At 54.9% G+C, this 22,659-nt stretch carries 22 protein-coding genes and 1 other annotated feature; of the genes, 13 read left to right on the forward strand and 9 right to left on the reverse strand.

Annotated elements, in window-relative coordinates; translation table 11 throughout:
- Positions 1 to 129 precede the first annotated feature (129 nt).
- Both M8370_RS12710 and ykgO read left to right on the forward strand, forming a co-directional pair.
- The gene (locus M8370_RS12710) at positions 130 to 390 is read left to right on the forward strand and encodes a type B 50S ribosomal protein L31 (RefSeq protein WP_006176933.1); all 261 of its coding nucleotides are present in this window, start codon (positions 130 to 132) and stop codon (positions 388 to 390) included.
- 2 nt (positions 391 to 392) lie between these two features.
- A complete protein-coding gene (gene ykgO, locus M8370_RS12715; RefSeq protein WP_003859006.1) occupies positions 393 to 533 on the forward strand; it encodes a type B 50S ribosomal protein L36 in 141 nt (46 codons plus the stop codon).
- Here the strand turns inward: ykgO and M8370_RS12720 are convergent.
- A complete protein-coding gene (locus M8370_RS12720) occupies positions 530 to 1,240 on the reverse strand; it encodes a GNAT family N-acetyltransferase (RefSeq protein ID WP_250021130.1) in 711 nt (236 codons plus the stop codon). The two genes, ykgO and M8370_RS12720, sit on opposite strands and share 4 nt — an antisense overlap.
- A 101-nt stretch (positions 1,241 to 1,341) precedes the next feature.
- Between M8370_RS12720 and pdxR the strand changes: the two genes are divergently transcribed.
- The gene (gene pdxR, locus M8370_RS12725) at positions 1,342 to 2,802 is read left to right on the forward strand and encodes a MocR-like pyridoxine biosynthesis transcription factor PdxR (protein WP_250021131.1); all 1,461 of its coding nucleotides are present in this window, start codon (positions 1,342 to 1,344) and stop codon (positions 2,800 to 2,802) included.
- Here the strand turns inward: pdxR and M8370_RS12730 are convergent.
- The 6 genes from M8370_RS12730 to acrA form a co-directional block, all read right to left on the reverse strand.
- Positions 2,774 to 3,241 (reverse strand): YlaC family protein, encoded by a 468-nt coding sequence (locus tag M8370_RS12730; RefSeq protein WP_250021132.1) that lies wholly within the window; start codon positions 3,239 to 3,241, stop codon positions 2,774 to 2,776. The two genes, pdxR and M8370_RS12730, sit on opposite strands and share 29 nt — an antisense overlap.
- 115 nt (positions 3,242 to 3,356) lie before the next feature.
- On the reverse strand, positions 3,357 to 3,908 hold the full coding sequence (maa, locus tag M8370_RS12735) for a maltose O-acetyltransferase (RefSeq protein WP_013095888.1): 552 nt from the start codon (positions 3,906 to 3,908) through the stop codon (positions 3,357 to 3,359).
- Positions 3,909 to 4,117: 209 nt separating this feature from the next.
- On the reverse strand, positions 4,118 to 4,336 hold the full coding sequence (gene hha, locus M8370_RS12740) for a hemolysin expression-modulating protein Hha (RefSeq protein ID WP_013095889.1): 219 nt from the start codon (positions 4,334 to 4,336) through the stop codon (positions 4,118 to 4,120).
- A 27-nt stretch (positions 4,337 to 4,363) separates the two neighbouring features.
- The gene (tomB, locus tag M8370_RS12745) at positions 4,364 to 4,738 is read right to left on the reverse strand and encodes an Hha toxicity modulator TomB (RefSeq protein ID WP_008499288.1); all 375 of its coding nucleotides are present in this window, start codon (positions 4,736 to 4,738) and stop codon (positions 4,364 to 4,366) included.
- Between the two features lie 512 nt (positions 4,739 to 5,250).
- Positions 5,251 to 8,397 carry a multidrug efflux RND transporter permease subunit AcrB gene (gene acrB / locus M8370_RS12750; RefSeq protein ID WP_013095890.1) on the reverse strand — a complete coding sequence of 1,049 codons (3,147 nt, stop codon included), beginning with the start codon at positions 8,395 to 8,397 and terminating at the stop codon, positions 5,251 to 5,253.
- A gap of 22 nt (positions 8,398 to 8,419) precedes the next feature.
- Positions 8,420 to 9,613: a multidrug efflux RND transporter periplasmic adaptor subunit AcrA gene (gene acrA / locus M8370_RS12755; protein ID WP_023620093.1), complete on the reverse strand. Its 1,194-nt coding sequence runs from the start codon at positions 9,611 to 9,613 to the stop codon at positions 8,420 to 8,422.
- Between the two features lie 141 nt (positions 9,614 to 9,754).
- Here acrA and acrR point away from each other — a divergent pair, with 141 nt between their 5' ends.
- Positions 9,755 to 10,408: a multidrug efflux transporter transcriptional repressor AcrR gene (gene acrR / locus M8370_RS12760; protein ID WP_013095892.1), complete on the forward strand. Its 654-nt coding sequence runs from the start codon at positions 9,755 to 9,757 to the stop codon at positions 10,406 to 10,408.
- A gap of 113 nt (positions 10,409 to 10,521) precedes the next feature.
- The gene (gene mscK / locus M8370_RS12765) at positions 10,522 to 13,869 is read left to right on the forward strand and encodes a mechanosensitive channel MscK (protein WP_040021514.1); all 3,348 of its coding nucleotides are present in this window, start codon (positions 10,522 to 10,524) and stop codon (positions 13,867 to 13,869) included.
- Between the two features lies 1 nt (position 13,870).
- Here the strand turns inward: mscK and rsmS are convergent, their stop codons facing one another.
- A complete protein-coding gene (gene rsmS, locus M8370_RS12770; protein WP_023620091.1) occupies positions 13,871 to 14,056 on the reverse strand; it encodes a pleiotropic regulatory protein RsmS in 186 nt (61 codons plus the stop codon).
- A gap of 12 nt (positions 14,057 to 14,068) precedes the next feature.
- A complete protein-coding gene (priC, locus tag M8370_RS12775; protein WP_102751744.1) occupies positions 14,069 to 14,596 on the reverse strand; it encodes a primosomal replication protein N'' in 528 nt (175 codons plus the stop codon).
- Between the two features lie 50 nt (positions 14,597 to 14,646).
- On the opposite strand from priC, the gene M8370_RS12780 reads away from it, so the two are divergent.
- The 8 genes from M8370_RS12780 to hemH all read left to right on the forward strand — a co-directional run bounded on the left by M8370_RS12780 (position 14,647) and on the right by hemH (position 22,644).
- Positions 14,647 to 15,024 (forward strand): DUF454 family protein, encoded by a 378-nt coding sequence (locus M8370_RS12780; protein ID WP_013095896.1) that lies wholly within the window; start codon positions 14,647 to 14,649, stop codon positions 15,022 to 15,024.
- 151 nt (positions 15,025 to 15,175) lie between these two features.
- Complete coding sequence (apt, locus tag M8370_RS12785; RefSeq protein ID WP_000127359.1) at positions 15,176 to 15,727, forward strand: adenine phosphoribosyltransferase; 552 nt, start codon at positions 15,176 to 15,178, stop codon at positions 15,725 to 15,727.
- Between the two features lie 88 nt (positions 15,728 to 15,815).
- Complete coding sequence (gene dnaX / locus M8370_RS12790; protein ID WP_250021133.1) at positions 15,816 to 17,741, forward strand: DNA polymerase III subunit gamma/tau; 1,926 nt, start codon at positions 15,816 to 15,818, stop codon at positions 17,739 to 17,741.
- Positions 17,071 to 17,135 (forward strand) — a sequence feature (DnaX frameshifting element). (Overlaps the previous gene by 65 nt.)
- Before the next feature lie 53 nt (positions 17,742 to 17,794).
- Entirely contained in the window at positions 17,795 to 18,127 is a 333-nt protein-coding gene (locus tag M8370_RS12795; RefSeq protein WP_003858972.1) for a YbaB/EbfC family nucleoid-associated protein, read from the forward strand.
- On the forward strand, positions 18,127 to 18,732 hold the full coding sequence (gene recR / locus M8370_RS12800) for a recombination mediator RecR (RefSeq protein ID WP_013095898.1): 606 nt from the start codon (positions 18,127 to 18,129) through the stop codon (positions 18,730 to 18,732). The genes M8370_RS12795 and recR overlap by 1 nt, the downstream gene beginning before the upstream one ends.
- 110 nt (positions 18,733 to 18,842) lie before the next feature.
- Positions 18,843 to 20,717 (forward strand): molecular chaperone HtpG, encoded by a 1,875-nt coding sequence (gene htpG / locus M8370_RS12805; protein ID WP_250021134.1) that lies wholly within the window; start codon positions 18,843 to 18,845, stop codon positions 20,715 to 20,717.
- A 195-nt stretch (positions 20,718 to 20,912) separates the two neighbouring features.
- The gene (gene adk / locus M8370_RS12810; RefSeq protein WP_006809841.1) at positions 20,913 to 21,557 is read left to right on the forward strand and encodes an adenylate kinase; all 645 of its coding nucleotides are present in this window, start codon (positions 20,913 to 20,915) and stop codon (positions 21,555 to 21,557) included.
- 124 nt (positions 21,558 to 21,681) lie between these two features.
- On the forward strand, positions 21,682 to 22,644 hold the full coding sequence (gene hemH, locus M8370_RS12815; RefSeq protein WP_013095900.1) for a ferrochelatase: 963 nt from the start codon (positions 21,682 to 21,684) through the stop codon (positions 22,642 to 22,644).
- Positions 22,645 to 22,659 lie beyond the last annotated feature (15 nt).

The raw sequence follows: 22,659 nt of genomic DNA on the forward strand, positions 1-22,659 counted from the left end.
ATGGTTTTCGTTCCGCAGCAGCGAAATCAAAAAATATCGTCGGAAATGTGATGCACTCTCGGGGGTTGTTTTTACCGCAGAGCCTGGATATTATTTTGTTATGTTATAACAAAACATGAGTAATTCACGATGAAACCCAATATCCATCCAGCCTATCGCACCGTGGTGTTTCACGACACCAGCGCCAATGAATACTTTAAAGTTGGTTCAACCATCAAGACTGACCGCGAAATTGAACTCGACGGTGAAACCTATCCTTACATCACCATCGAGGTCTCTTCAAAATCGCATCCGTTTTATACCGGCAAACAGAAAACCTTCTCGACGGATGGCAGCGCGGCGCGCTTCCGTAAACGTTTTGGCGGCTTTCTTAATGCGAAGCGGGGGTGATCATGCAAGTACTTAACTCGTTGCGGAGTGCGAAACAGCGTCACCCGGATTGCCAGATAGTCAAACGTAAGGGACGCCTGTATGTGATTTGCAAATCAAACCCGCGCTTTAAAGCGGTGCAGGGACGTAAAAAAAGACGCTAGACGCCCGTTTCACGCCAGCTTTCCAGGGATCTTTTCTGTTTGCCATCGGCAGTAAAATTGTCGGTGGCAAGCCGGCTTTCAAAGGCGCTCGCCAGCGCTGGCCACTCTTTGTCGATAATCGAAAACCAGTCCGTATCCCGGTTATGGCCTTTGGTGACCAGCGCCTGGCGAAAACGCCCCTCAAACAAAAAGCCCAGACGCAGCGCAGCCTTGCGGGAAGGCTCGTTCAGGCTGTTGCACTTCCACTCATAACGCCGGTAGCCCAGAGTATCGAACACGTATTGCATCAGCAGAAACTGCGCTTCGGTAGACATTGGCGTGCGGCTCAACAGCGGGGAGAAATGAACGTGTCCCACCTCCACAACGCCATTTTTGGGGTCGATACGCATCAGGGCCAGGGTTCCCACCGGGGAGCGGGTCTGATTATCGAAGACGGTAAAGTGTATCGGGTCTGATAATTCACTCACGCTTGCCACCCATGCGGCAAATTCACCGGCGGTGGCATCGGGTTCACGCAGAAGCCATGTCCAGCTTCGGGTATCCCCGGCGAGCGAATAAGCGGCAAACAGCGCACCGGCATGCTCCACCTGCAGCGGCTCAAGCCAGCAGTAGCGGCCCTGAAGGACCACCCGGGAAGGGGGCTGACGGGGCTGCCAGTCGATTAGCGCTTCGCCCACCGGCTGCCCAAACTGATTGAAAGTATTCATCTTCATCTCCGTGACGTTGTAAAGAGTTCCAGACTAGTGAAGAAGTGGTTCCTTAAAAAGGACCAACAGGCTATGTTTTGGTGGTACCACGAGGAGGGGCGATGAATATTCCTGGCGATGAACTGTATACCTTGCTGAATACGGCGCTGAAAAAACGCGGACAAGAGACGCTGCAGCGCACGCTTTATCTTTCATTGCGGGAGTACATATTGTCCGGCAGGTTACAGTCCGGTAGTCGCCTGTCTGGTTCCAGAACGCTGGCCGGGCATCTCTCCCTTTCCCGAAACACCGTTAATGGGGCACTGGAACAGCTCACGCTCGAAGGGTATCTGTTGCGTAGCCGCCAGGGAACGCGGGTGGCACCGCTGGCGGCCCGTCAGCTCGCGCAGGATTTACCGGCACCTGCGGTTGCGCTTGCCGGGCGGGTTAGCGCACTGCCTGCCCCTGTACCGCGTAGCACGCCGGTTCTGACCTTTACGCCGGGGATACCGGCCATCAACTATTTTCCCTTGCCGCTCTGGCGGCGCCTGTACGATCGCGTGTTGCGGGAGGAGGGAAGTGCCCTGTTGGGCTACGGCGATCCCGCCGGGGAACCTGCTTTGCGGGCGGCCATCGCCCGCCACCTTGCGCTTTCCCGCGGGATTGACTGCGACGCCAGCCAGATTGTGATCACCGAAGGCGCACTGGAAGGTGTGAACCTCTGCACCCTGCTGTTGAGTGAGCCGGGCGATGTTGCCTGGGTGGAAGATCCCGGCTATGCCGGCGCAAAAAGCGCCTTTGTGAAAGCGGGTTTAGCCATAACGGGAATACCGGTTGATGGAGAGGGCATGTGCTGGGAAGGAACAGATGCGCCGTCCCCTTCGCTTATTTTTACTTCACCTTCACATCAGTTTCCGTACGGAAGTGTCCTCAGCGCGCGGCGACGTCTGGCGTTACTGGATGTGGCGCGACAACATAACGCCTGGATTATCGAGGATGATTACGACAGCGAGTTTCGTTATAGCGGTGAGCCGGTACCGGCGATGCTGGGAATGATTAACCATGCGCCCGTTGTTTATCTGGGTACATTCAGCAAAACGTTATTCCCGTCGCTCAGAATGGGGTTTATGGTTTTCCCCCCAGCGCTGGCGAAAGCGGCACGCCCGGCCATCGGTTCGTTATTGCGCGGCGGGCATCGCGCCGAGCAGCGTACCCTGGCTCTGTTCATTGAAGAGGGCCACTATGCGCGCCATTTGGCAGCCATGCGTCGTCTCTATCGTAAACGCTACCGGCAGTTGCGTGAGGCTCTGAATGCGGAGCTTCATGTACCACACCGGATTCTGGCGGGGGAAGGGGGCATGCATCTGACGGTGGCGATTGACGGAATCGACGACAGGCAACTGGTGGAACAGGCCAGGGCGTATCAGCTGGCTCCGGCGGCATTGAGCGGGTATTACCTTGATACAAAACAGGGGCAGAGCGGTCTGGTATTAGGCTACGGGAACACATCCGCTTCACTGTATGCGTCGGCTATCCGACGCATACAGATACTGATCACGCAACAGCAGGGCGGGAAAGGGTAAAGACATCATAGAAAGAGAGCTGGCCTTTGGTTGAGACCATTTTTTGCAGTTTCTCTTTTTGTTCGGTTTCTACCGCAGGGGAGTGCAGAATGCTGTCGATCAGCTCCGGCGGGACAAAACGGGTGTTGTACCACTCGCCGTTGTAGCAGACCCGGAAATCGAGCACGTCGATATCTTCATAACGATAGCGCGGATGCACATCAAAAAAGAAAAACGCGTTAAATACCGCAAACAGCACCACAAGCAGCCAGACGGAGTCCACCAGCGTTTCGGATTTCAGCATGACAATCAGCGTTGCCAGCCAGGCGGCATACATTGCGACAAACAGGCCTGGATGTTTGCGAATAAAGCTAATGCTAAAGCGCGGGCGATTATCGCGCTTTTCGCGGATGTTGAGATCGTCGATGGTGGCGGTAAGCAGGCGCTGTATTTCGGTCATTTTTTGCCTTCATGATTGTTGAATACAGGGGATCTGCCTATTTTAGGGGAGCCATTTGACTGAAAAAAGTAACAGTTATGTGCTGAAAGACCATAACAGTTGACTCCCCACACCTTCACAGCATTTTGATAATTTTCGCCGGATTACCCCCGACGACGGCATTGGCCGGGACATCTTTTGTCACCACAGCGCCGGAGGCAATCACCACATTATCCCCCACCGTGACGCCCGGGTTAATCACCGCTCGTCCGCCGATCCAGACATTATTGCCAATGCGCACGGGTTTACCGTATTCCACTCCGCTGTTGCGTTCTTCGGCATCCAGCGGGTGGGTGGCCGTATAAATATGCACGCCTGGCGCGAGCATACAGTTATCACCAATATGAATAGGGCAGACATCGAGCATCACGCAGTCGAAGTTAGCGTAAAATTCTTTGCCCAGGAAAATGTTATAGCCATAGTCACAACGGAAAGCTGGCTCAATATAAGCCCCTTCACTTTGCCCCAGCAGTTCCGCCAGAATCTTCTGGCGTTCTGTTTTCTCATCGGGGGCGGAGTGGTTATAGCGGTGAACCAGATGGCGGGCGCGCAGTCGGTCGGCCCGTAATGTTTCATCACCAGGACGGTAATGTTCACCCGCAATCATTTTCTGTTTTTCTACGCTCATAGGATGCCTCTCTGGGTTCGATTACCGCAGGGTAATCGGGATAAGCCAGGAAGGGAACGTTCCCGAAAAGCGCGTGTGACTAAAGTCACAACATTGTTGCTAATGATCACGTTTTACACGGAGACCTGGCTTTAACACCGGGATCGTAATTCGAAAGGTATAAACAACTAAGAGAGTGGCGTAGAACCTCTACAGACACACTGCAACAACTAACGGACAAATTTCCACACGGAAGGCGGGATTTTGTCATACAGTTTATTCATGGTCAGCTCGGCAAGACGATGGTCAGCGGCTGAATAAAATACGGTCAGTTCATTATCAGAAAGCTCGTATTTATTTTTTTCAATCACGCGTTCGAGTGTGTCAATTGACTGACAACGTCGTAAGCGCATCAAATAATCGGTTTTTGTGAGTGGTTTATCAGACATAAATTCACCTTAGTCATTGTAATAATTTTAACAGGAAAGGCTAACCGGGTTAGCTCTGCTCACGTTGACGAAACAGCGGAATAGCCGGTTTCCAGATTTACGCCATTTCTGCAAATCCTGCGCGTTAATGCCGTAGCTGCTGAACAACATAAAGGTGTCATCCAGGTATTCGTCAATTTGCTCAATCAGTTTATTATCTTCATTGTACTTAATTTTATAATTAAGTGCGAAGGTCGCGATATGCTCTATCAACTCATTCAATTGCAAATTGATGGCCGATGTTGGATCGTTCACCCAGCCATGATTACTTTCATCAAGATTGGCAAGGCAGTCATGGTACAAGGATTCGCAGAGAAATTTCAACTGCGCGATATCATGCCTTTTTGGCGAGTACTCGTCCATAGCGCATCCCCTTCTGAGTGATTTCTTACTCACCGAACATCATTGTCGGGATGGATACAACCTACTTAGCTCTACGGGTGCTGTGCTTCTGTTCACTCTAACTATAAGCCACTCTGATCAGGATTTCACCGCGCTATTACGAAAAATTACAATTAAAATCAGAGTCTGCGAGCGTTTACGCAATAGTACATCCTAAGATGAACACTTTTATCCAAATTAACGCTGGTTTTTTTTCGCTTCCTTACGTTTCATTGATTTAGCGTAAACACGCGGAAAAAGTCCGGATTCAGAATTTTCTTTGTATGGACTTGTTATTAGGAATATTCCTAATAAGTTAAGCGGCGAAATGGAATTAAAACAATCCTGAGTTCGCCCATTAAGTTTTCTGCTAATTATGATATGCCTTTTAAACATGGCATAAAATAAATAAAACGACAATAAGCGTATTTTATGATTTTTTTCAGAAATGAAAAAGGCCGCTAATGCGGCCTTTTTATCATGTGAAACCGGTATCAGTGAGGTTCTACCGAATGACTGTGTTCAATATCTTCATTCTTCCGGCTGAAGCGGCGGCGAACCACCACAAAGAACACCGGTACGAAGAAGATAGCCAGTACGGTCGCGGTGATCATACCGCCCATTACCCCGGTACCTACCGCGTTCTGTGCGCCGGAACCCGCACCAGAGCTGATAACCAGCGGCAGTACCCCGAGGATAAATGCCAGTGAGGTCATCAGAATAGGGCGCAGACGCATACGAACAGCTTCAAGCGTGGCTTCGATCAGGCCTTTACCTTCTTTCTCCATCAGATCTTTGGCGAATTCGACGATAAGTATCGCGTTCTTCGCCGACAAGCCAATGGTTGTCAGCAGGCCTACCTGGAAGTACACGTCGTTGGTCAGCCCACGGAACGTTGCGGCCAGCAGCGCACCGATAACCCCCAATGGCACCACCAGCATAACGGAGAACGGAATTGACCAGCTCTCATACAGTGCCGCCAGACACAGGAACACCACAATCAGTGAAATGGCGTACAGGGCAGGGGCCTGGTTACCGGACAGACGTTCCTGATAGGACATACCGGTCCAGTCATAGCCAATACCCGCAGGCAGCTTGCTGGCCAACTCTTCCATCAGGTTCATGGCTTCACCAGTGCTTCGACCCGGCGCGGCCTGACCCAGAATTTCCATGGATGGCAGCCCGTTATAACGTTCCAGACGCGGTGAACCGTATTCCCAGCGCGACGTCGAGAAGGCTGAGAACGGCACCATCTGGCCATCGCTGCCGCGAACGTACCAGTTGTTGATATCGTTCGGCAACATACGGTATTGCGCTTCAGACATCACGTACACTTTCTTCACACGACCGCGGTCGATGAAGTCGTTAACGTAGCTACCGCCCCAGGCTGCGCCCAGTGTGGTGTTGATGTCGCTGATGGACACACCCAGCGCCTGCGCTTTCTCCTGGTCGATGTCGATCTTGTACTGCGGCGTATCTTCCAGGCCGTTAGGACGCACGCCGACCAGCAGGTCAGGGTGTTTAGCCACTTCGCCAAACAGCTGGTTACGCGCCTGAGTCAGTTTCTCGTGGCCCAGACCGCCCTGGTCAATCAGCTGGAAGTCGAAACCGGTCGCCGTACCCAGTTCAACGATCGCTGGCAGGTTAAAGGCGAAGACCATCGCATCTTTAATCTGCGAGAAGGTGCCCATTGCACGGCCGGTGATCGCTTCAACCTTGTTCTCTTCGCCCGGACGTTCAGACCAGTCTTTCAGTGAAACGAAGGCGATACCGGTGTTCTGGCCACGACCCGCAAAGCCAAAGCCGTTAACCGCAAACACGGATTCAACGTTCGCTTTTTCTTTGGTGAGGTAGTAGTCCGTCACTTCATCCAGCACTTTCTGGGTACGTTCTTGCGATGCACCCGCCGGAAGCTGCGCCATCGTCAGGAATACGCCCTGGTCTTCATCTGGCAGGAACGAGCTTGGCAGACGAACGAACAGATAGGCCATGCCCACCACGATGATGATATAGAGCAGCAGATAACGACCGGTGCTGCGCAGAATGTTCCCTACGCTGTCGGTATAGTGGTGCGTGCTCTTATCAAACATGCGGTTAAACCAGCCGAAGAACCCTTTGTGCTCGCCGTGACCGCCTTTCTGAATCGGTTTCAGCATGGTTGCACACAGCGCAGGCGTCAGGATCAACGCCACCAGCACCGACAGCGCCATCGCAGAAACGATGGTAATGGAGAACTGACGGTAAATCGCACCGGTAGAGCCCCCGAAGAAGGCCATCGGAATAAATACGGCGGACAGCACCATCGCGATACCGACCAGCGCGCCCTGGATCTGGCCCATGGATTTACGGGTTGCTTCCTTCGGCGGCAGACCTTCTTCCGCCATGACGCGCTCGACGTTTTCTACCACCACGATGGCGTCATCCACCAGCAAGCCGATGGCGAGCACCATCCCGAACATCGTCAGGGTGTTTATCGAGTAGCCAAATATTGCCAGTATGGCGAAGGTTCCGAGCAAGACGACCGGTACGGCGATGGTTGGAATCAACGTCGCGCGGAAGTTCTGCAGGAACAGATACATCACCAGGAAGACCAGGATGATCGCTTCTACCAGGGTTTTAACCACTTCGTGAATCGAAATTTTAACGAACGGCGTGGTGTCATACGGATAAACGATCTTCAGACCTGACGGGAAGAACGGTTCCATCTTCTTCAGTTCTGCACGGATAGCCGTTGCGGTGTCCAGGGCGTTAGCACCGGTCGCCAGTTTGATACCCAGACCAGAAGCTGGTTTGCCGTTAAACTTCGCAATGATGTCGTAGTTTTCGCCACCCAGCTCCACTTTTGCCACGTCACGCAGGCGAACCTGCGAACCGTCCTGATTCACTTTCAGCAGAATTTTGCTGAATTCATCGGCGGAGGTCAGACGGGTTTGCGCGATGATGGACGCGTTAAGCTGCTGGCCTTTCACCGGCGGCGTACCGCCTAACTGACCGGCTGCAACCTGGGCGTTCTGCGCTTTAATGGCGTTGATGACGTCAACCGGCGTCAGCTGGAAGTTGTTCAGTTTGTTCGGGTCCATCCAGATACGCATCGCGTACTGGGAACCAAACAGCTGAACGTCACCCACACCTGAAGTACGGCTGATGGCGTCCTTCATGTTGGCGCCCACGTAGTCGGAAATATCCTCCTGCGTCATGGTGCCGTTGGTGTTGATAACGCCAACAACCATCAGGAAGCTACTGGACGATTTCTCGACGCTCACACCCTGCTGTTGTACTTCCTGCGGCAGCAGCGGCATCGCCAGCTGCAGTTTGTTCTGCACCTGAACCTGCGCGATGTCAGCATCAGTACCAGACTCGAAGGTCAGGGTGATCTGAACCGTACCGGTGGAGTCACTGTTTGAGGACATGTACATCAGGTTATCGATACCGTTCATGTTCTGTTCGATAACCTGCGTAACGGTATCCTGCACCGTTTTCGCATCCGCCCCCGGGTAGGTTGCGGAGATCGTCACCGCCGGTGGCGCAATGGTCGGATATTGCGCAACAGGCAGCTTCAGGATCGCAAGTCCCCCGGCCAGCATGATAATAATGGCGATCACCCATGCGAATATGGGGCGATCGATAAAGAAATTAGGCATGTCTTAACGGCTCCTGTTTAAGTTAAGACTTGGTTTGTTCTGACTGGCCAGCGGCCGAAGCTTGTTGTTTATCGTCAGACTTCACTTCCTGTGCTTTAACCTGCGCGCCAGGACGAACTTTTTGCAAACCAGTAACAATCACGCGATCGCCATCTTTCAGACCGTCCGTCACCAGCCATTTATCGCCAATCGCCTGCGTAGCAGTGATATTGCGCATTTCGACTTTGTCACCAGCGCCAACAACCAGTGCGCTCGCATCGCCGCGTGGCGTACGGGTCACACCCTGCTGTGGAACCAGAAGTGCGGTTGGGTTAGTGCCTTCTTCCAGACGTGCGCGAACGAACATACCTGGCAACAGGGTGTGGTCAGGGTTCGGGAAGATCGCACGTAAGGTGATGGAACCGGTGGTCTGGTCGACCGTCACATCAGAGAATTCCAGCGTGCCCGCCTGTGGATATTTGATGCCGTCGTTAGTGACCAGCTCCACTTTGGCTTTACCGTTCTCCTGCTTCAGGGTGCCGTTTGCCAGCTCTTGTTTCAGTCGCAGGAAATCGTTGCTGGACTGCGTCACGTCAACGTAGATCGGATCAAGCTGCTGCACGGTTGCCATCGCTGTGGCCTGACCGTTTTGCACCAGTGCCCCTTCCGTCACGGAGGATTTACCAATACGACCGCTGATAGGGGAGGTCACTTTGGTATAGGCCAGGTTGATGCGCGCGGTTTCGACAGCTGCTTTTGCTGCCACAACGGCCGCGTTAGCCTGCTGTGCATCCGCCAGGGCTGTGTCGTAGTCCTGTTGGCTGATGTACTGCGTACCGAGCAGTTTTTTGTAACGATTCAACGTCAGCTGAGAGATTTTGGCCGCCGCTTCCGCTTTCGCCAGGTCGCCTTTCGCGCTTTCATACGACGCCTGATACGTTGCGGGATCAATCTGATACAGAGACTCACCGGCTTGCACATCGCCGCCTTCGGTAAAGTTACGTTTCAGGATAATGCCGCTCACCTGAGGACGAACTTCTGCAATGCGATAAGCACTTGTGCGGCCAGGCAATTCGGTGGTGATCTGAAGAGGTTCGGATTTGAGCGTCACAACGCCAACTTCTGGCATCTGCTGCGCTCCTTGTTGAGCCTGTTTGTCGTCACATCCTGTAAGCGCTAAGCTGCCTGAGAGCATCAGAACGACCGCCAGAGGCGTTAACCCTCTGTTTTTGTTCATATGTAAACCTCGAGTGTCCGATTTCAAATTGATCAATGGTCCTGAGTCCAAAAACCCATTGCTGCGTTTATATTATCGTCATGCTATGGTACATACATTCACAAATGTATGTAAATCTGACGCCTGTAAATTCACCCACTTATGGCACGAAAAACCAAACAACAAGCGCTTGAAACCCGACAACACATTTTGGATGTGGCAATCCGCTTATTTTCTCAGCAAGGTGTTTCGTCAACCTCGCTGGCACAGATTGCTCAGGCCGCTGGCGTTACGCGGGGAGCGATTTACTGGCATTTTAAAGACAAGTCAGATCTGTTCAGTGAAATCTGGGAGCTTTCAGAGTCCAGCATTAGCGATCTCGAGAGTGAGTATCGGGCAAAATTCCCTGACGATCCACTCTCAGTATTAAGAGAAATATTAGTATATATCCTTGAAGCGACGGTAGTTGAAGAGCGCCGTCGGTTAATGATGGAAATTATTTTCCATAAATGTGAGTTTGTGGGAGAGATGGCTGTCGTGCAGCAGGCGCAACGCAGCCTCAGCCTGGAAAGCTATGACCGCATTGAACAGAACCTGAACCAGTGCATGCAGGCTAAACTGCTACCGGCCAATCTCCTGACCCGCCGGGCGGCTATTCTGATGCGCAGCTACATTTCGGGCCTGATGGAAAACTGGCTTTTCGCCCCGCAATCCTTTGACTTAAAAGCGGAAGCCCGCAGCTACGTGGCGATTTTACTGGAAATGCTACAGCTCTGCCCGACGCTGCGCAGCGACGCGCCTTCGCTCACTGCCTGAGCCATTTCCAGGATTTATCTCAGAGGCTCACGTTCGCGCTATTCTGCTTCAGGCGAGCGTGATATTCTGCACGCCGGACTATTTTCGGTCATCTTCTGACATCACTCACGACTATGCTGCACACCAATCGCTCGCAACATCCTGTTCTTGCACTACTCTTCGCGACGCTGTTTTTCTTCGCAACGGCACCGCTTTCCTGGGCCCGCGCCGATAACGGCAATGACATTCCATCCCGTGCTGATGTCCAGTCGCAGCTCGACGCCCTGAATAAACAAAAAGATCTCACGCCGCAGGACAAACTCGTTCAGCAGGATCTGACGGAAACGCTGGAATCACTGGATAAAATTGAGCGCGTCAAAGCGGAAACCACCCAGCTTCGTCAGAAGGTGGCGCAGGCGCCTGAAAACATGCGTAAAGCAACGGATTCGCTAAATGCCCTGAGCGACGTGGATAACGACGACGAAACGCGCAAAACGCTGGCAACGCTGTCGCTGCGTCAGCTGGAGTCACGCGTCGCACAATTGCTAGACGACCTGCAAACCGCACAGTCGGATCTCGCGACCTACAACAGTCAGCTTGTCTCTTTGCAGACTCAGCCCGAGCGCGTACAAAACGCGATGTACGCCGCGTCTCAGCAACTGCAGCAAATCCGCAACCGCCTTAACGGCACCACGGTGGGTGAAGGCACGCTGCGCCCGACGCAGCAAACGCTGCTGCTGGTTCAGCAGTCGTTACTGAATGCGCAAATTGAACAGCAGCGTAAAAGCCTGGAAGGGAATACGGTGCTGCAGGACACGCTACAAAAACAGCGTGATTACGTGACCGCCAACATTAACCGACTGGAACACCAGCTTCAGCTGTTGCAGGAGGCGGTGAACAGCAAGCGCCTGACGCTGACGGAAAAAACCGCCCAGGAGGCGGTATCGCCGGACGAAACCGCCCGCATCCAGGCCAATCCGCTGGTGAAGCAGGAGCTCGATGCGAACCATCAGCTGAGCGAGCGCCTGATTCAGGCGACCGAAAACGGTAACTCGCTGGTTCAACAGAACATTAAAGTTAAAAACTGGCTGGACCGCGCGCTCCAGGCGGAACGTAACATCAAAGAGCAAATTGCGGTGCTGAAAGGCAGCCTTCTGCTGTCACGCATTCTTTACCAACAACAGCAGACGCTGCCCTCTGCCGACGAACTGGAGGACATGACCAACCGCATTGCGGATTTACGTCTGGAACAGTTTGACGTCAACCAGCAGCGTGATGCCCTTTTCCAGAGCGATACCTTTGTCGCTAAAATAGAAGAGGGCCACTCCAGTGAAGTGAACCCGGAAGTGCACGACGCACTGTTGCAGGTGGTGGATATGCGCCGCGAGCTGCTTGACCAGCTCAATAAACAGCTGGGTAACCAGCTGATGATGGCGATTAACCTGCAGATCAACCAGCAGCAGCTGGTGAGCGTTTCTAAAAGTCTGCAGGAGATTTTAACCCAGCAGATTTTCTGGGTTAACAGCAACAAACCGATGGACTGGGACTGGGTTAAATCCTTCCCCGAAACGCTGAAAACGCAGATTAAAAGCATGAAAATCACCGGGAACTGGGAGAAAGCCTGGCCCGCGGTGATGATTGCCTTCCTGGCGGGATTACCGCTGCTGCTGATTGCGGGCGTGATCCGCTGGCGTCTGGGATGGCTGAAGAACTATCAGGCGAAGCTGGCCTCAGAAGTGGGGCAACTGCGAAATGACAGCCAGCTGCATACGCCAAAAGCGATTCTGATCGATCTCATTCGCGCGCTGCCGGTGTGCCTGATCATCCTGGCTGTTGGCCTGATCCTGCTCACCATGCAGCTCAACGTCAGCGATTTGCTGTGGGCTTTCAGTAAAAAGCTGGCCCTGTTCTGGCTGGTGTTTGGTCTGTGCTGGAAGGTGCTGGAAAAAGACGGCGTGGCGGTGCGTCACTTCAATATGCCACAGCAACTGACCAGCCACTGGCGTCGTCAGATTGTCCGCATCAGCCTGGCGCTCCTGCCGCTGCACTTCTGGTCGGTGGTTTCCGAGCTTTCTCCGCTGCATCTGATGGATGACGTTCTGGGTCAGCTGGTCATTCTGCTGAACCTGCTGTTGATTGCCATCCTGATGTGGCCGATGTGCCGCGATAGCTGGCGTGATAAAGAGTCCCACAACCTGCGCCTCGCCACCGTCACGGTGCTGGCAATCATTCCGCTGGCGCTGATGGTGCTCACGGCGACGGGCTACTTCTACACCACGCTGCGTCTGTCCGGCCGCTGGATAGAAACCGTCTATCTGGTGATTGTCTGGAACCTGCTCTACCAGACCGTGCTGCGCGGCCTGAGCGTGGCGGCTCGCCGTATCGCTTATCGCCGCGCCATTGCGCGTCGTCAGCATCAGGTGAAAGAGGGCGCCGAAGGCGCGGAGCCGCAGGAAGAGCCGACCATCGCGCTGGAGCAGGTTAACCAACAGACGCTGCGTATCACCATGCTGGTGATGATTGCCCTGTTCGCGGTGATGTTCTGGGCCATCTGGTCTGATTTGATTACCGTCTTTGCCTATCTCGACAGTATCACCCTCTGGCAGTACAGCGGGACCGAAGCAGGCGCTGCGGTGATGAAGAGCGTCACCATGGGCAGTCTGCTGTTTGCGGTGGTGTCGTCGATGGTGGCCTGGGCGCTGATTCGAAACCTGCCGGGTCTGCTGGAGGTGCTGGTGCTGTCGCGCCTGAACCTGCGTCAGGGGGCGTCCTATGCCATTACCACCATCCTCAACTACGTCATCATTATTGTCGGGGCGATGACGGTCTTCGGCTCGCTGGGCGTGTCATGGGACAAACTGCAGTGGCTGGCGGCAGCGCTCTCTGTGGGTCTCGGTTTTGGCCTGCAGGAGATTTTCGGTAACTTCGTTTCCGGCCTGATCATCCTGTTCGAACGTCCGGTGCGAATTGGCGATACGGTGACCATCGGGACCTTCTCCGGTACCGTCAGCAAGATCCGCATTCGTGCGACCACCATTACCGACTTCGATCGCAAAGAGGTGATCATCCCGAACAAAGCGTTCGTGACCGAGCGTCTGATCAACTGGTCGCTCTCTGATACGACGACGCGTGTGGTGATCCGCCTCGGCGTAGCCTACGGTTCGGATCTGGATAAGGTGAAAGAGGTATTGCTGAAGGCCGCAAAAGAGCATCCAAAGGTTATGCACGAGCCGGCGCCAGACGTCTTCTTCACCACCTTCGGGGCGAGCACGCTGGATCACGAGCTGCGTTTATACGTGCGTGAGCTTCGCGATCGCAGCTACACCGTGGATGAACTGAACCGCTCCATCGACCGTCTGTGCCGTGAAAATAATATCAATATTGCTTTCAACCAGCTTGAGGTTCACCTGCATAACGAGAAAGGTGACGAGCATACGGAAGTGAAGCGTGAGATTAAGGGTGACGATCCGACTCCCGCCTGAACTATTTTCCCTCTCCCTGTGGGAGAGGGTTAGGGTGAGGGCAACCGGCCTTCACCTTTCCCTCAAAATCCCGCCGCACAATCTCCAGTGCCTTCAGCACCGTCTCAGCCGGGATCTCATGATTCTCCAGCAGCATAATCAAATCGACGGCCAGTTTGACCTCATCGGGGGCATTTTCCAGCGACATGTGTGGCTCCTTTTAACGGGTCAGGCGTTCAATGACGCGTTCGATCTCATCCAGCGCCTGACGGCAGCGGACAAGACGTCCTTCCAGCGCGTCGATTTCGCGCATCAATAACTGCTGCTCTTCCAGCGTTTCACTGTTGCTCAGACGTGCTTCCCGCTCGCGCTTCATCTCAAACAGACGGCGTTCAAACTCCTGGTGCTCCAGCCGTTTGCGCTGCCATTTACCGAGGCCGGGCGACGCGCTATCCCACGTACGCAGGGGCCAGGCTGCGATCTCCCGGTGCAGGGCGGTGATCTGACTGGTGAGATGCTCCGCAAGCCAGGCCACCTGCTCATGTTTACCGTCATTCACGGACTGTCGCAGTTCGTCGAGGTTGGTCTGCGCCTCATCAAGATAGTCTTTCATCAGCGTACTACGCGTATGAAATAACTGCCGGTCAAAGCGCGGTTTGAGCGTCGCATGCTGCATCAACGGTGACGCCTGCGTGCGCAGGGCAACGAGCTGATTTTGCAGCGTCTCTAAAAGCAGGGCTATTTTCAAGGCGCGCTCCAGTGGTAAAGTAGCCGTTCAGTTTGATAACGATTCGCATTATGCAGCGTACTATTTTAATCATCATTGGCTGGCTGGCGGTAGTGTTAGGCACCCTGGGCGTGGTTTTGCCACTTTTGCCCACGACGCCGTTTATTCTGCTGGCAGCCTGGTGTTTTGCCCGCTCATCCCCGCGTTTTCATCACTGGCTGCTGTATCGCTCGTGGTTTGGCGGCTATCTGCGCCACTGGCAGAAACACCGGGCCATGCCGCCTGGCGCAAAGCCGCGTGCGATTGCAGTCATCCTCATCACCTTCGCCATTTCATTATGGCTGGTGAAAATGATGTGGGTGCGGATCCTGCTGCTGGTTATCCTGACCTGCCTGCTTATCTTTATGTGGCGGATCCCCGTGGTTGATGAAAAGCAACAAAAGCACTGAAGCCTTATAATGGCTGTTGCAATTATTGCGCGCAGCCAGTAAATTCGACCGTTTTCGAGCACAGGCGCGCCTGGTTAAAGGTTAAACAATTGTTACCTTTACCGCCTCTTTGCGCGCTGTGAGTAACACTGTTTCATTTAGGCACAAACCGATGACCGCAACTGCACAGCAGCTTGAATATCTGAAAAACAGCATCAAAAGCATCCAGGACTATCCAAAACCTGGCATTCTTTTCCGTGATGTCACCAGCTTGCTGGAAGACCCGAAAGCGTACGCGCTCAGCATTGAACTGCTGGTAGAGCGTTATAAAAACGCCGGGATCACCAAAGTAGTAGGTACCGAAGCCCGTGGCTTCCTGTTTGGCGCACCGGTGGCGCTGGCAATGGGCGTAGGTTTTGTGCCGGTGCGTAAGCCGCGCAAACTGCCGCGTGAAACCATCGCGGAGAGCTATGAGCTGGAATACGGCACCGATCAGCTGGAAATCCACGTCGATGCCATTAAGCCTGGCGACAAAGTGCTGGTGGTGGACGATCTGCTGGCAACCGGTGGCACTATCGAAGCGACCGTGAAGCTGATTCGTCGCCTGGGTGGTGAAGTGACCGACGCGGCCTTCATCATCAATCTGTTCGATCTGGGCGGCGAACAGCGCCTGGAAAAACAGGGTATTACCAGCTACAGCCTGGTGCCTTTCCCGGGTCATTAATCCCGTTTCTCACAACCTCGCTCAATGGGTGAGGTTGTGATAGCATTCCCCTCCATTAATTCACTTTCCAGCGTTGCAGAGCCTGCCCATGAGTTATCAGGTGTTAGCCCGTAAATGGCGACCACAAACCTTTGCCGACGTTGTCGGTCAGGAACATGTGCTGACGGCCCTGGCGAACGGCTTGTCGCTAGGTCGTATCCATCACGCCTATCTCTTCTCCGGTACCCGCGGCGTCGGTAAAACCTCTATTGCCCGTTTGCTGGCAAAAGGTCTGAACTGCGAAACCGGGATCACCGCCACGCCGTGTGGCGTGTGTGACAACTGCCGTGAGATCGAACAGGGGCGCTTTGTCGATCTGATCGAGATCGACGCCGCCTCGCGCACCAAAGTTGAAGATACCCGTGACCTGCTGGATAACGTGCAGTACGCCCCGGCGCGTGGCCGCTTCAAGGTCTATCTGATCGATGAAGTGCACATGCTGTCACGTCACAGCTTCAACGCCCTGCTGAAAACGCTGGAAGAGCCGCCTGCGCATGTGAAATTCCTGCTGGCGACCACCGATCCGCAAAAGCTGCCGGTGACGATTCTGTCGCGCTGTTTGCAGTTCCATCTGAAGGCGCTGGACGTTGAACAGATCCGCACTCAGCTGGAACACATTCTCGACGAAGAGAACATTGTCCACGAGCCGCGCGCCCTGCAACTGCTGGCCCGTGCAGCGGACGGCAGCCTGCGCGATGCGCTCAGCCTGACGGATCAAGCCATTGCCAGCGGTGACGGTAAACTGTCGACGGAGGCGGTCAGCACCATGCTCGGCACGCTGGATGACGACCAGGCGCTCTCCCTGATTGAAGCCACGATCGCCGCGAACGGTGAGCGCGTCATGTCGCTGGTGAATGCCGCTGCAGCCCGTGGCGTCGAGTGGGAAGCCCTGCTGGTCGAGATGCTTAGCCTGCTGCACCGTGTAGCGATGCTTCAGCTCTCTCCGTCAGCGATGGGGGCGGATATGGCGGCCATTGAACAGCGGATGCGTGAGCTTGCCCGTACCGTGCCGCCTGCTGATGTACAGCTTTACTACCAGACCTTGCTGATTGGCCGTAAAGAGCTGCCGTTTGCGCCGGATCCTAGAATGGGCGTTGAAATGACGCTGCTGCGTGCGCTGGCGTTCCACCCGCGTATGCCGCTGCCAGAGCCTGAAGTGCCCCGGCAGTCATTCGCCCCGACCGCTCCAACGGCAGTGATGTCGCCGCAGCAGGTGCCAGCACAGCCGGCAGCGCCGCCGCAAAATGTACCGCTGTCGGATGCCACCAGTTCGGTGCTTGCCGCCCGCAGCCAGTTGCAGCGAGCGCAGGGAGCAACCAAACCAAAAAAGAGTGAACCGGCAGCGCCAGGAAGAGCGCGGCCGGTAAACAACGCCGCGCTTGAACGACTGGCCTCGGTAACGGAGCGCGTACAGGCGCGCCCGGCACCGTCCGCGCTCGAGCAAAAAGCCCCGGTGAAAGAAGAGGCTTACCGCTGGAAGTCGACGACCATCGTCGAAGAGGTGAAGAAAGAGGTCGCCACGCCAAAAGCGCTGAAGAAAGCGCTGGAGCATGAAAAAACACCGGAGCTTTCCGCGAAGCTCGCGGAAGAGTCTATCGCGCGTGACGCCTGGGCCGCTGAGGTCAGTAAACTGCAACTGCCTAAGCTGGTTGAGCAGGTCGCGCTGAATGCCTGGAAAGAGCAGGACGGTAATCAGGTGCGTCTGCATCTGCGTCCCGGTCAACGGCACCTGAACTCCCCCGGCGCACAAAAAGCGCTGTCGGAGGCGCTGGCCACATTGCAGGGTGCACCGGTTGAATTGACTATCATTGAAGATGATAATCCGGCGGTGCGAACGCCACTGGAGTGGCGCCAGGCCATTTATGAAGAGAAACTCGCGCAGGCGCGTGAGTCGATTATAGCGGATAACAACATCCAGACCCTGCGCCGGTTCTTCGACGCCGATCTGGATGAAGAGAGTATTCGCCCCATTTGATCGTGAGTCTGACTTACGGTTGTCATCGTTAAACGTGAAAGAGAGAGAAGCCTATGTTTGGTGGAAAAGGCGGTCTGGGTGGCCTGATGAAGCAGGCTCAGCAGATGCAGGAAAAAATGCAGAAGATGCAGGAAGAGATCGCTCAGCTGGAAGTCACGGGTGAATCCGGTGCCGGTCTGGTCAAGGTGACCATCAACGGTGCGCATAACTGCCGCCGCGTTGAAATCGATCCAAGCCTGCTCGAAGACGACAAAGAGATGCTGGAAGATCTGGTTGCAGCCGCGTTCAACGATGCCGCTCGCCGTATCGACGAAACCCAGAAAGAGAAAATGGCCTCTGTATCCAGCGGTATGCAACTGCCGCCGGGCTTCAAGATGCCGTTCTGATGCAAACCAGTCCGCTGCTCACGCAGTTAATGGAAGCGTTGCGCTGCCTGCCGGGCGTAGGCCCGAAGTCGGCGCAGCGTATGGCGTTTACGCTATTGCAGCGCGACCGCAGCGGCGGGATGCGCCTGGCGCAGGCTCTGACCCGCGCCATGTCAGAAATTGGTCACTGTGCGGATTGCCGTACTTTTACCGAGCAGGACGTCTGTAATATTTGCTCGAATCCGCGTCGTCAGGAGAACGGTCAGATTTGCGTGGTGGAGAGTCCGGCGGACATCTATGCCATCGAACAAACCGGGCAGTTCTCTGGCCGCTATTTCGTGCTGATGGGGCATCTCTCCCCGCTGGACGGTATTGGCCCGGATGATATCGGTCTTGATCGCCTTGAACAGCGTCTGGAGTCCGAGACCATCAAAGAGGTGATCCTCGCCACCAACCCCACGGTGGAAGGGGAGGCAACCGCCAACTACATCGCCGAGCTGTGCGCGCAGTACGGCGTTGACGCCAGCCGTATCGCTCACGGCGTGCCGGTTGGCGGCGAGCTGGAGATGGTTGACGGCACCACGCTGTCGCACTCTCTGGCCGGACGTCACAAGATTATTTTCTGACCAAACGGAGGCGGCATTCGCAGCCTCCGCTTGAAAATTTCCCTGCTTATCCCCATCTCTCCCTCAACGTTTTACAACCCCATTAAATGGCATTGTTGAGGTCGACTTAGATGAAAGGACAAGAAACCCGTGGTTTCCAGTCAGAAGTAAAACAGCTTCTGCACCTGATGATCCATTCCCTGTATTCCAACAAAGAAATCTTCCTGCGTGAGCTGATTTCCAACGCCTCCGATGCGGCGGACAAGCTGCGTTTCCGCGCGCTGTCTAACCCGGATCTGTATGAAGGCGACGGCGAGCTGCGCGTGCGCGTCTCTTTCAATAAAGAGAACCGTACCCTGACCATCGCCGATAACGGCATCGGCATGAACCGCGACGAGGTGATCGACCACCTCGGGACTATCGCCAAATCCGGGACCAAAGCGTTCCTGGAATCAATGGGCTCTGACCAGGCGAAAGACAGCCAGCTGATCGGCCAGTTCGGTGTGGGCTTCTATTCGGCGTTTATCGTGGCGGACAAAGTGACCGTGCGTACACGTGCGGCGGGCGACAGCGCGGAAAACGGCGTGTTCTGGGAATCTAAAGGTGAAGGTGAATACACCGTTGATGACATCACCAAAGCGGATCGCGGCACCGAAATCACCCTGCACCTGCGTGAAGGCGAAGACGATTTCCTGAACGACTGGCGCGTGCGCTCCATCATCAGCAAATATTCCGACCACATTGCCCTGCCGGTTGAGATTGAAAAACAGGAAGAGAAAGACGGTGAAACCGTGGTCTCCTGGGAGAAAATCAACAAGGCGCAGGCCCTGTGGACGCGCAATAAGGCTGAAATCAAGGACGACGAATACAACGAGTTCTACAAACACATCGCCCACGACTTTACCGATCCGCTGACCTGGAGCCATAACCGTGTGGAAGGTAAGCAGGAGTACACCAGCCTGCTGTATATCCCGTCGCAGGCGCCGTGGGATATGTGGAACCGCGATCACAAGCACGGTCTGAAGCTTTACGTTCAGCGTGTCTTCATCATGGACGACGCCGAGCAGTTCATGCCGAACTACCTGCGCTTTGTCCGTGGCCTGATAGATTCCAACGATCTGCCGCTGAACGTCTCCCGTGAAATTCTGCAGGACAGCACCGTGACCCGCAACCTGCGTAACGCGCTGACCAAACGTACGCTGCAGATGCTGGAAAAACTGGCGAAAGACGACGCGGAAAAATACCAGACCTTCTGGAAGCAGTTTGGCCTGGTACTGAAAGAAGGCCCGGCGGAAGACACCGCGAACGTAGAAGCGATCGCCAAACTGCTGCGCTTTGCCTCTACGCACACTGACTCCTCCGCGCAGACCGTGTCGCTGGAAGAGTACGTTTCCCGCATGAAAGAAGGGCAGGAGAAGATCTACTACATCACCGCCGACAGCTACGCCGCGGCGAAGAGCAGCCCACACCTGGAGCTGCTGCGTAAGAAAGGCATCGAAGTGCTGCTGCTTTCTGACCGCATCGACGAGTGGATGATGAACTACCTGACCGAGTTCGACGGTAAGCCATTCCAGTCTGTTGCCAAAGCCGATGAATCCATCGACAAGCTGGCGGATGAAGTGGATGAAAGCGCGAAAGAAGCCGAGAAGGCGCTGGAGCCGTTCGTTGAGCGCGTGAAAAACCTGCTGGGCGACCGTGTGAAAGAGGTGCGCTTCACCCACCGTCTGACCGATACGCCGGCGATTGTGACTACCGATGCGGACGAAATGGGTACCCAGATGGCGAAACTGTTCGCCGCGGCAGGTCAGGCGATGCCAGAAGTGAAATATATCTTCGAGCTGAACCCGGATCACCCGCTGGTGAAACGCGCGGCGGATACCCAGGACGAAACCCGCTTCGCTGAGTGGGTTGAACTGCTGCTGGATCAGTCTCTGCTGGCCGAGCGCGGCACGCTGGAAGATCCTAACCTCTTCATTAAACGTGTGAATGCGCTGCTGCTGGCGTAATTGACCACGCCTCCCCTGGTCTTCTCCCTCTCCCCGTGGGAGAGGGCCGGGGTGAGGGCACCAGACCGCACTCCCCCAAATAATCTCCCCCCATTAACCGTTTCAGCCCTCCCGCCTTCCTTGAGCCGCATCCGTTCTGGTGGTATTGTTTAGCGCTTTTGAAAAATTGAATCGACTTTTGAGGGGATTTTCGCAATGCGTATTATTCTGCTTGGCGCTCCGGGCGCGGGTAAAGGAACTCAGGCTCAGTTCATCATGGAGAAATACGGTATTCCGCAAATCTCCACCGGTGATATGCTGCGCGCCGCTGTTAAATCTGGCTCTGAGCTGGGTAAACAAGCGAAAGACATCATGGACGCTGGCAAACTGGTGACCGACGAGCTGGTTATCGCTCTGGTCAAAGAGCGCATTGCTCAGGAAGACTGCCGTAACGGTTTCCTGCTGGACGGCTTCCCACGCACCATTCCTCAGGCTGACGCCATGAAAGAAGCGGGCATCAACGTAGACTACGTGCTGGAGTTCGACGTACCAGACGAGCTGATCGTTGATCGTATCGTTGGTCGCCGTGTGCACGCTGCTTCTGGCCGCGTTTACCACATTAAATTCAACCCACCTAAGGTTGAAGGTAAAGACGACGTAACCGGCGAAGAGCTGACCACCCGTAAAGACGATCAGGAAGAGACCGTGCGTAAGCGCCTGGTGGAATACCATCAGATGACTGCGCCGCTGATCGGCTACTACACCAAAGAAGCGCAGGCGGGTAACACCAAATACGCGAAAGTTGACGGCACCAAAGCCGTGGCTGACGTTCGTGCAGAGCTGGAAAAAATCCTCGGCTAATCGCACTGCTCTCACCCGGGTCCCCGGGTGAGAATATTTCTCATCTTACCTATTACAGCAATGGGTTCCGTTTAAACGCATTTCCGCTACAATTGACAACCATTCAAATGGTTAAGAGGCGTGAATGAGTCAGGCGAAAACCGGCATCCTGCTTGCCAATCTGGGCACCCCAGAAGCACCTACGCCAGAAGCGGTAAAACGCTATCTGCGACAATTTTTAAGCGACACGCGCGTTGTGGATACCCCAAGACTGCTGTGGTGGCCATTACTGCGTGGCGTGATTCTGCCCATTCGTTCACCGCGCGTCGCCAAACTCTATCAGTCTGTCTGGATGGAAGAGGGCTCGCCGCTGATGGTCTACAGCCGTCGTCAGGAGAAAGCGCTGGCTGCCCGCCTGCCGGATATGCCTGTCGCACTCGGCATGAGCTATGGCAAACCGTCTCTGGAAAGTGCGGTCGACGCGCTGCTGGCGCAGGGGGTTGAGCACATTGTGGTGCTGGCACTCTACCCGCAGTACTCCTGCTCGACAGTCGCTGCGGTGTGGGACGAACTGGCCCGCATTCTGGCGACCCGCCGCCGCATTCCGGGCGTGACCTTTATACGCGACTACGCCGATAACGAACTCTATATCAAAGCGCTTGCCAGCAGTGCCCGCGCGTCGTTTGAAAAACACGGCGAGCCGGATCTGCTGCTGTTGTCCTATCACGGCATTCCGCAGCGTTTCGCTAACGAAGGGGATGATTATCCGCAGCGCTGTCGCGATACCACGCGTGAACTGGTGTCCGCGCTCGGCCTGCCGCCGGAGAAGGTGATGATGACTTTCCAGTCGCGCTTTGGTCGCGAGCCGTGGTTGACACCGTATACGGATGAAACCCTCAAAATGCTCGGCGAGAAAGGCGTGAAGCATATTCAGGTAATGTCCCCGGGCTTCTCGGCCGATTGCCTGGAAACGCTGGAGGAGATCGCGGTGCAAAACCGGGAGTTTTTCCTGGAGGCTGGCGGTGAGAAGTACGAGTACATTCCGGCACTTAACGACGCTCCGGAACATATCGACATGATGGTCTCGCTGGTGACCAACAGCCGCTGATCGCACTCTGGGCCG

The organism is Enterobacter cloacae complex sp. OE43NF (assembly GCF_023544405.1).
In the GTDB taxonomy this organism is placed as follows: Bacteria; Pseudomonadota; Gammaproteobacteria; order Enterobacterales; family Enterobacteriaceae; genus Enterobacter; species Enterobacter cloacae.

What these genes read in the sequence shown, in the direction of transcription:
- acrA (WP_023620093.1), bottom strand. Translation starts at nt 9,613, where the DNA reads ATGAACAAAAACAGAGGGTTAACGCCTCTGGCGGTCGTTCTGATGCTC.
- M8370_RS12730 (WP_250021132.1), bottom strand. Translation starts at nt 3,241, where the DNA reads ATGACCGAAATACAGCGCCTGCTTACCGCCACCATCGACGATCTCAAC.
- dnaX (WP_250021133.1), top strand. Translation starts at nt 15,816, where the DNA reads ATGAGTTATCAGGTGTTAGCCCGTAAATGGCGACCACAAACCTTTGCC.
- ykgO (WP_003859006.1), top strand. Translation starts at nt 393, where the DNA reads ATGCAAGTACTTAACTCGTTGCGGAGTGCGAAACAGCGTCACCCGGAT.
- maa (WP_013095888.1), bottom strand. Translation starts at nt 3,908, where the DNA reads ATGAGCGTAGAAAAACAGAAAATGATTGCGGGTGAACATTACCGTCCT.
- M8370_RS12780 (WP_013095896.1), top strand. Translation starts at nt 14,647, where the DNA reads ATGCAGCGTACTATTTTAATCATCATTGGCTGGCTGGCGGTAGTGTTA.
- pdxR (WP_250021131.1), top strand. Translation starts at nt 1,342, where the DNA reads ATGAATATTCCTGGCGATGAACTGTATACCTTGCTGAATACGGCGCTG.
- hemH (WP_013095900.1), top strand. Translation starts at nt 21,682, where the DNA reads ATGAGTCAGGCGAAAACCGGCATCCTGCTTGCCAATCTGGGCACCCCA.
- acrB (WP_013095890.1), bottom strand. Translation starts at nt 8,397, where the DNA reads ATGCCTAATTTCTTTATCGATCGCCCCATATTCGCATGGGTGATCGCC.
- hha (WP_013095889.1), bottom strand. Translation starts at nt 4,336, where the DNA reads ATGTCTGATAAACCACTCACAAAAACCGATTATTTGATGCGCTTACGA.
- M8370_RS12710 (WP_006176933.1), top strand. Translation starts at nt 130, where the DNA reads ATGAAACCCAATATCCATCCAGCCTATCGCACCGTGGTGTTTCACGAC.
- tomB (WP_008499288.1), bottom strand. Translation starts at nt 4,738, where the DNA reads ATGGACGAGTACTCGCCAAAAAGGCATGATATCGCGCAGTTGAAATTT.
- M8370_RS12720 (WP_250021130.1), bottom strand. Translation starts at nt 1,240, where the DNA reads ATGAATACTTTCAATCAGTTTGGGCAGCCGGTGGGCGAAGCGCTAATC.
- recR (WP_013095898.1), top strand. Translation starts at nt 18,127, where the DNA reads ATGCAAACCAGTCCGCTGCTCACGCAGTTAATGGAAGCGTTGCGCTGC.
- rsmS (WP_023620091.1), bottom strand. Translation starts at nt 14,056, where the DNA reads ATGTCGCTGGAAAATGCCCCCGATGAGGTCAAACTGGCCGTCGATTTG.
- adk (WP_006809841.1), top strand. Translation starts at nt 20,913, where the DNA reads ATGCGTATTATTCTGCTTGGCGCTCCGGGCGCGGGTAAAGGAACTCAG.
- apt (WP_000127359.1), top strand. Translation starts at nt 15,176, where the DNA reads ATGACCGCAACTGCACAGCAGCTTGAATATCTGAAAAACAGCATCAAA.
- htpG (WP_250021134.1), top strand. Translation starts at nt 18,843, where the DNA reads ATGAAAGGACAAGAAACCCGTGGTTTCCAGTCAGAAGTAAAACAGCTT.
- M8370_RS12795 (WP_003858972.1), top strand. Translation starts at nt 17,795, where the DNA reads ATGTTTGGTGGAAAAGGCGGTCTGGGTGGCCTGATGAAGCAGGCTCAG.
- acrR (WP_013095892.1), top strand. Translation starts at nt 9,755, where the DNA reads ATGGCACGAAAAACCAAACAACAAGCGCTTGAAACCCGACAACACATT.
- mscK (WP_040021514.1), top strand. Translation starts at nt 10,522, where the DNA reads ATGCTGCACACCAATCGCTCGCAACATCCTGTTCTTGCACTACTCTTC.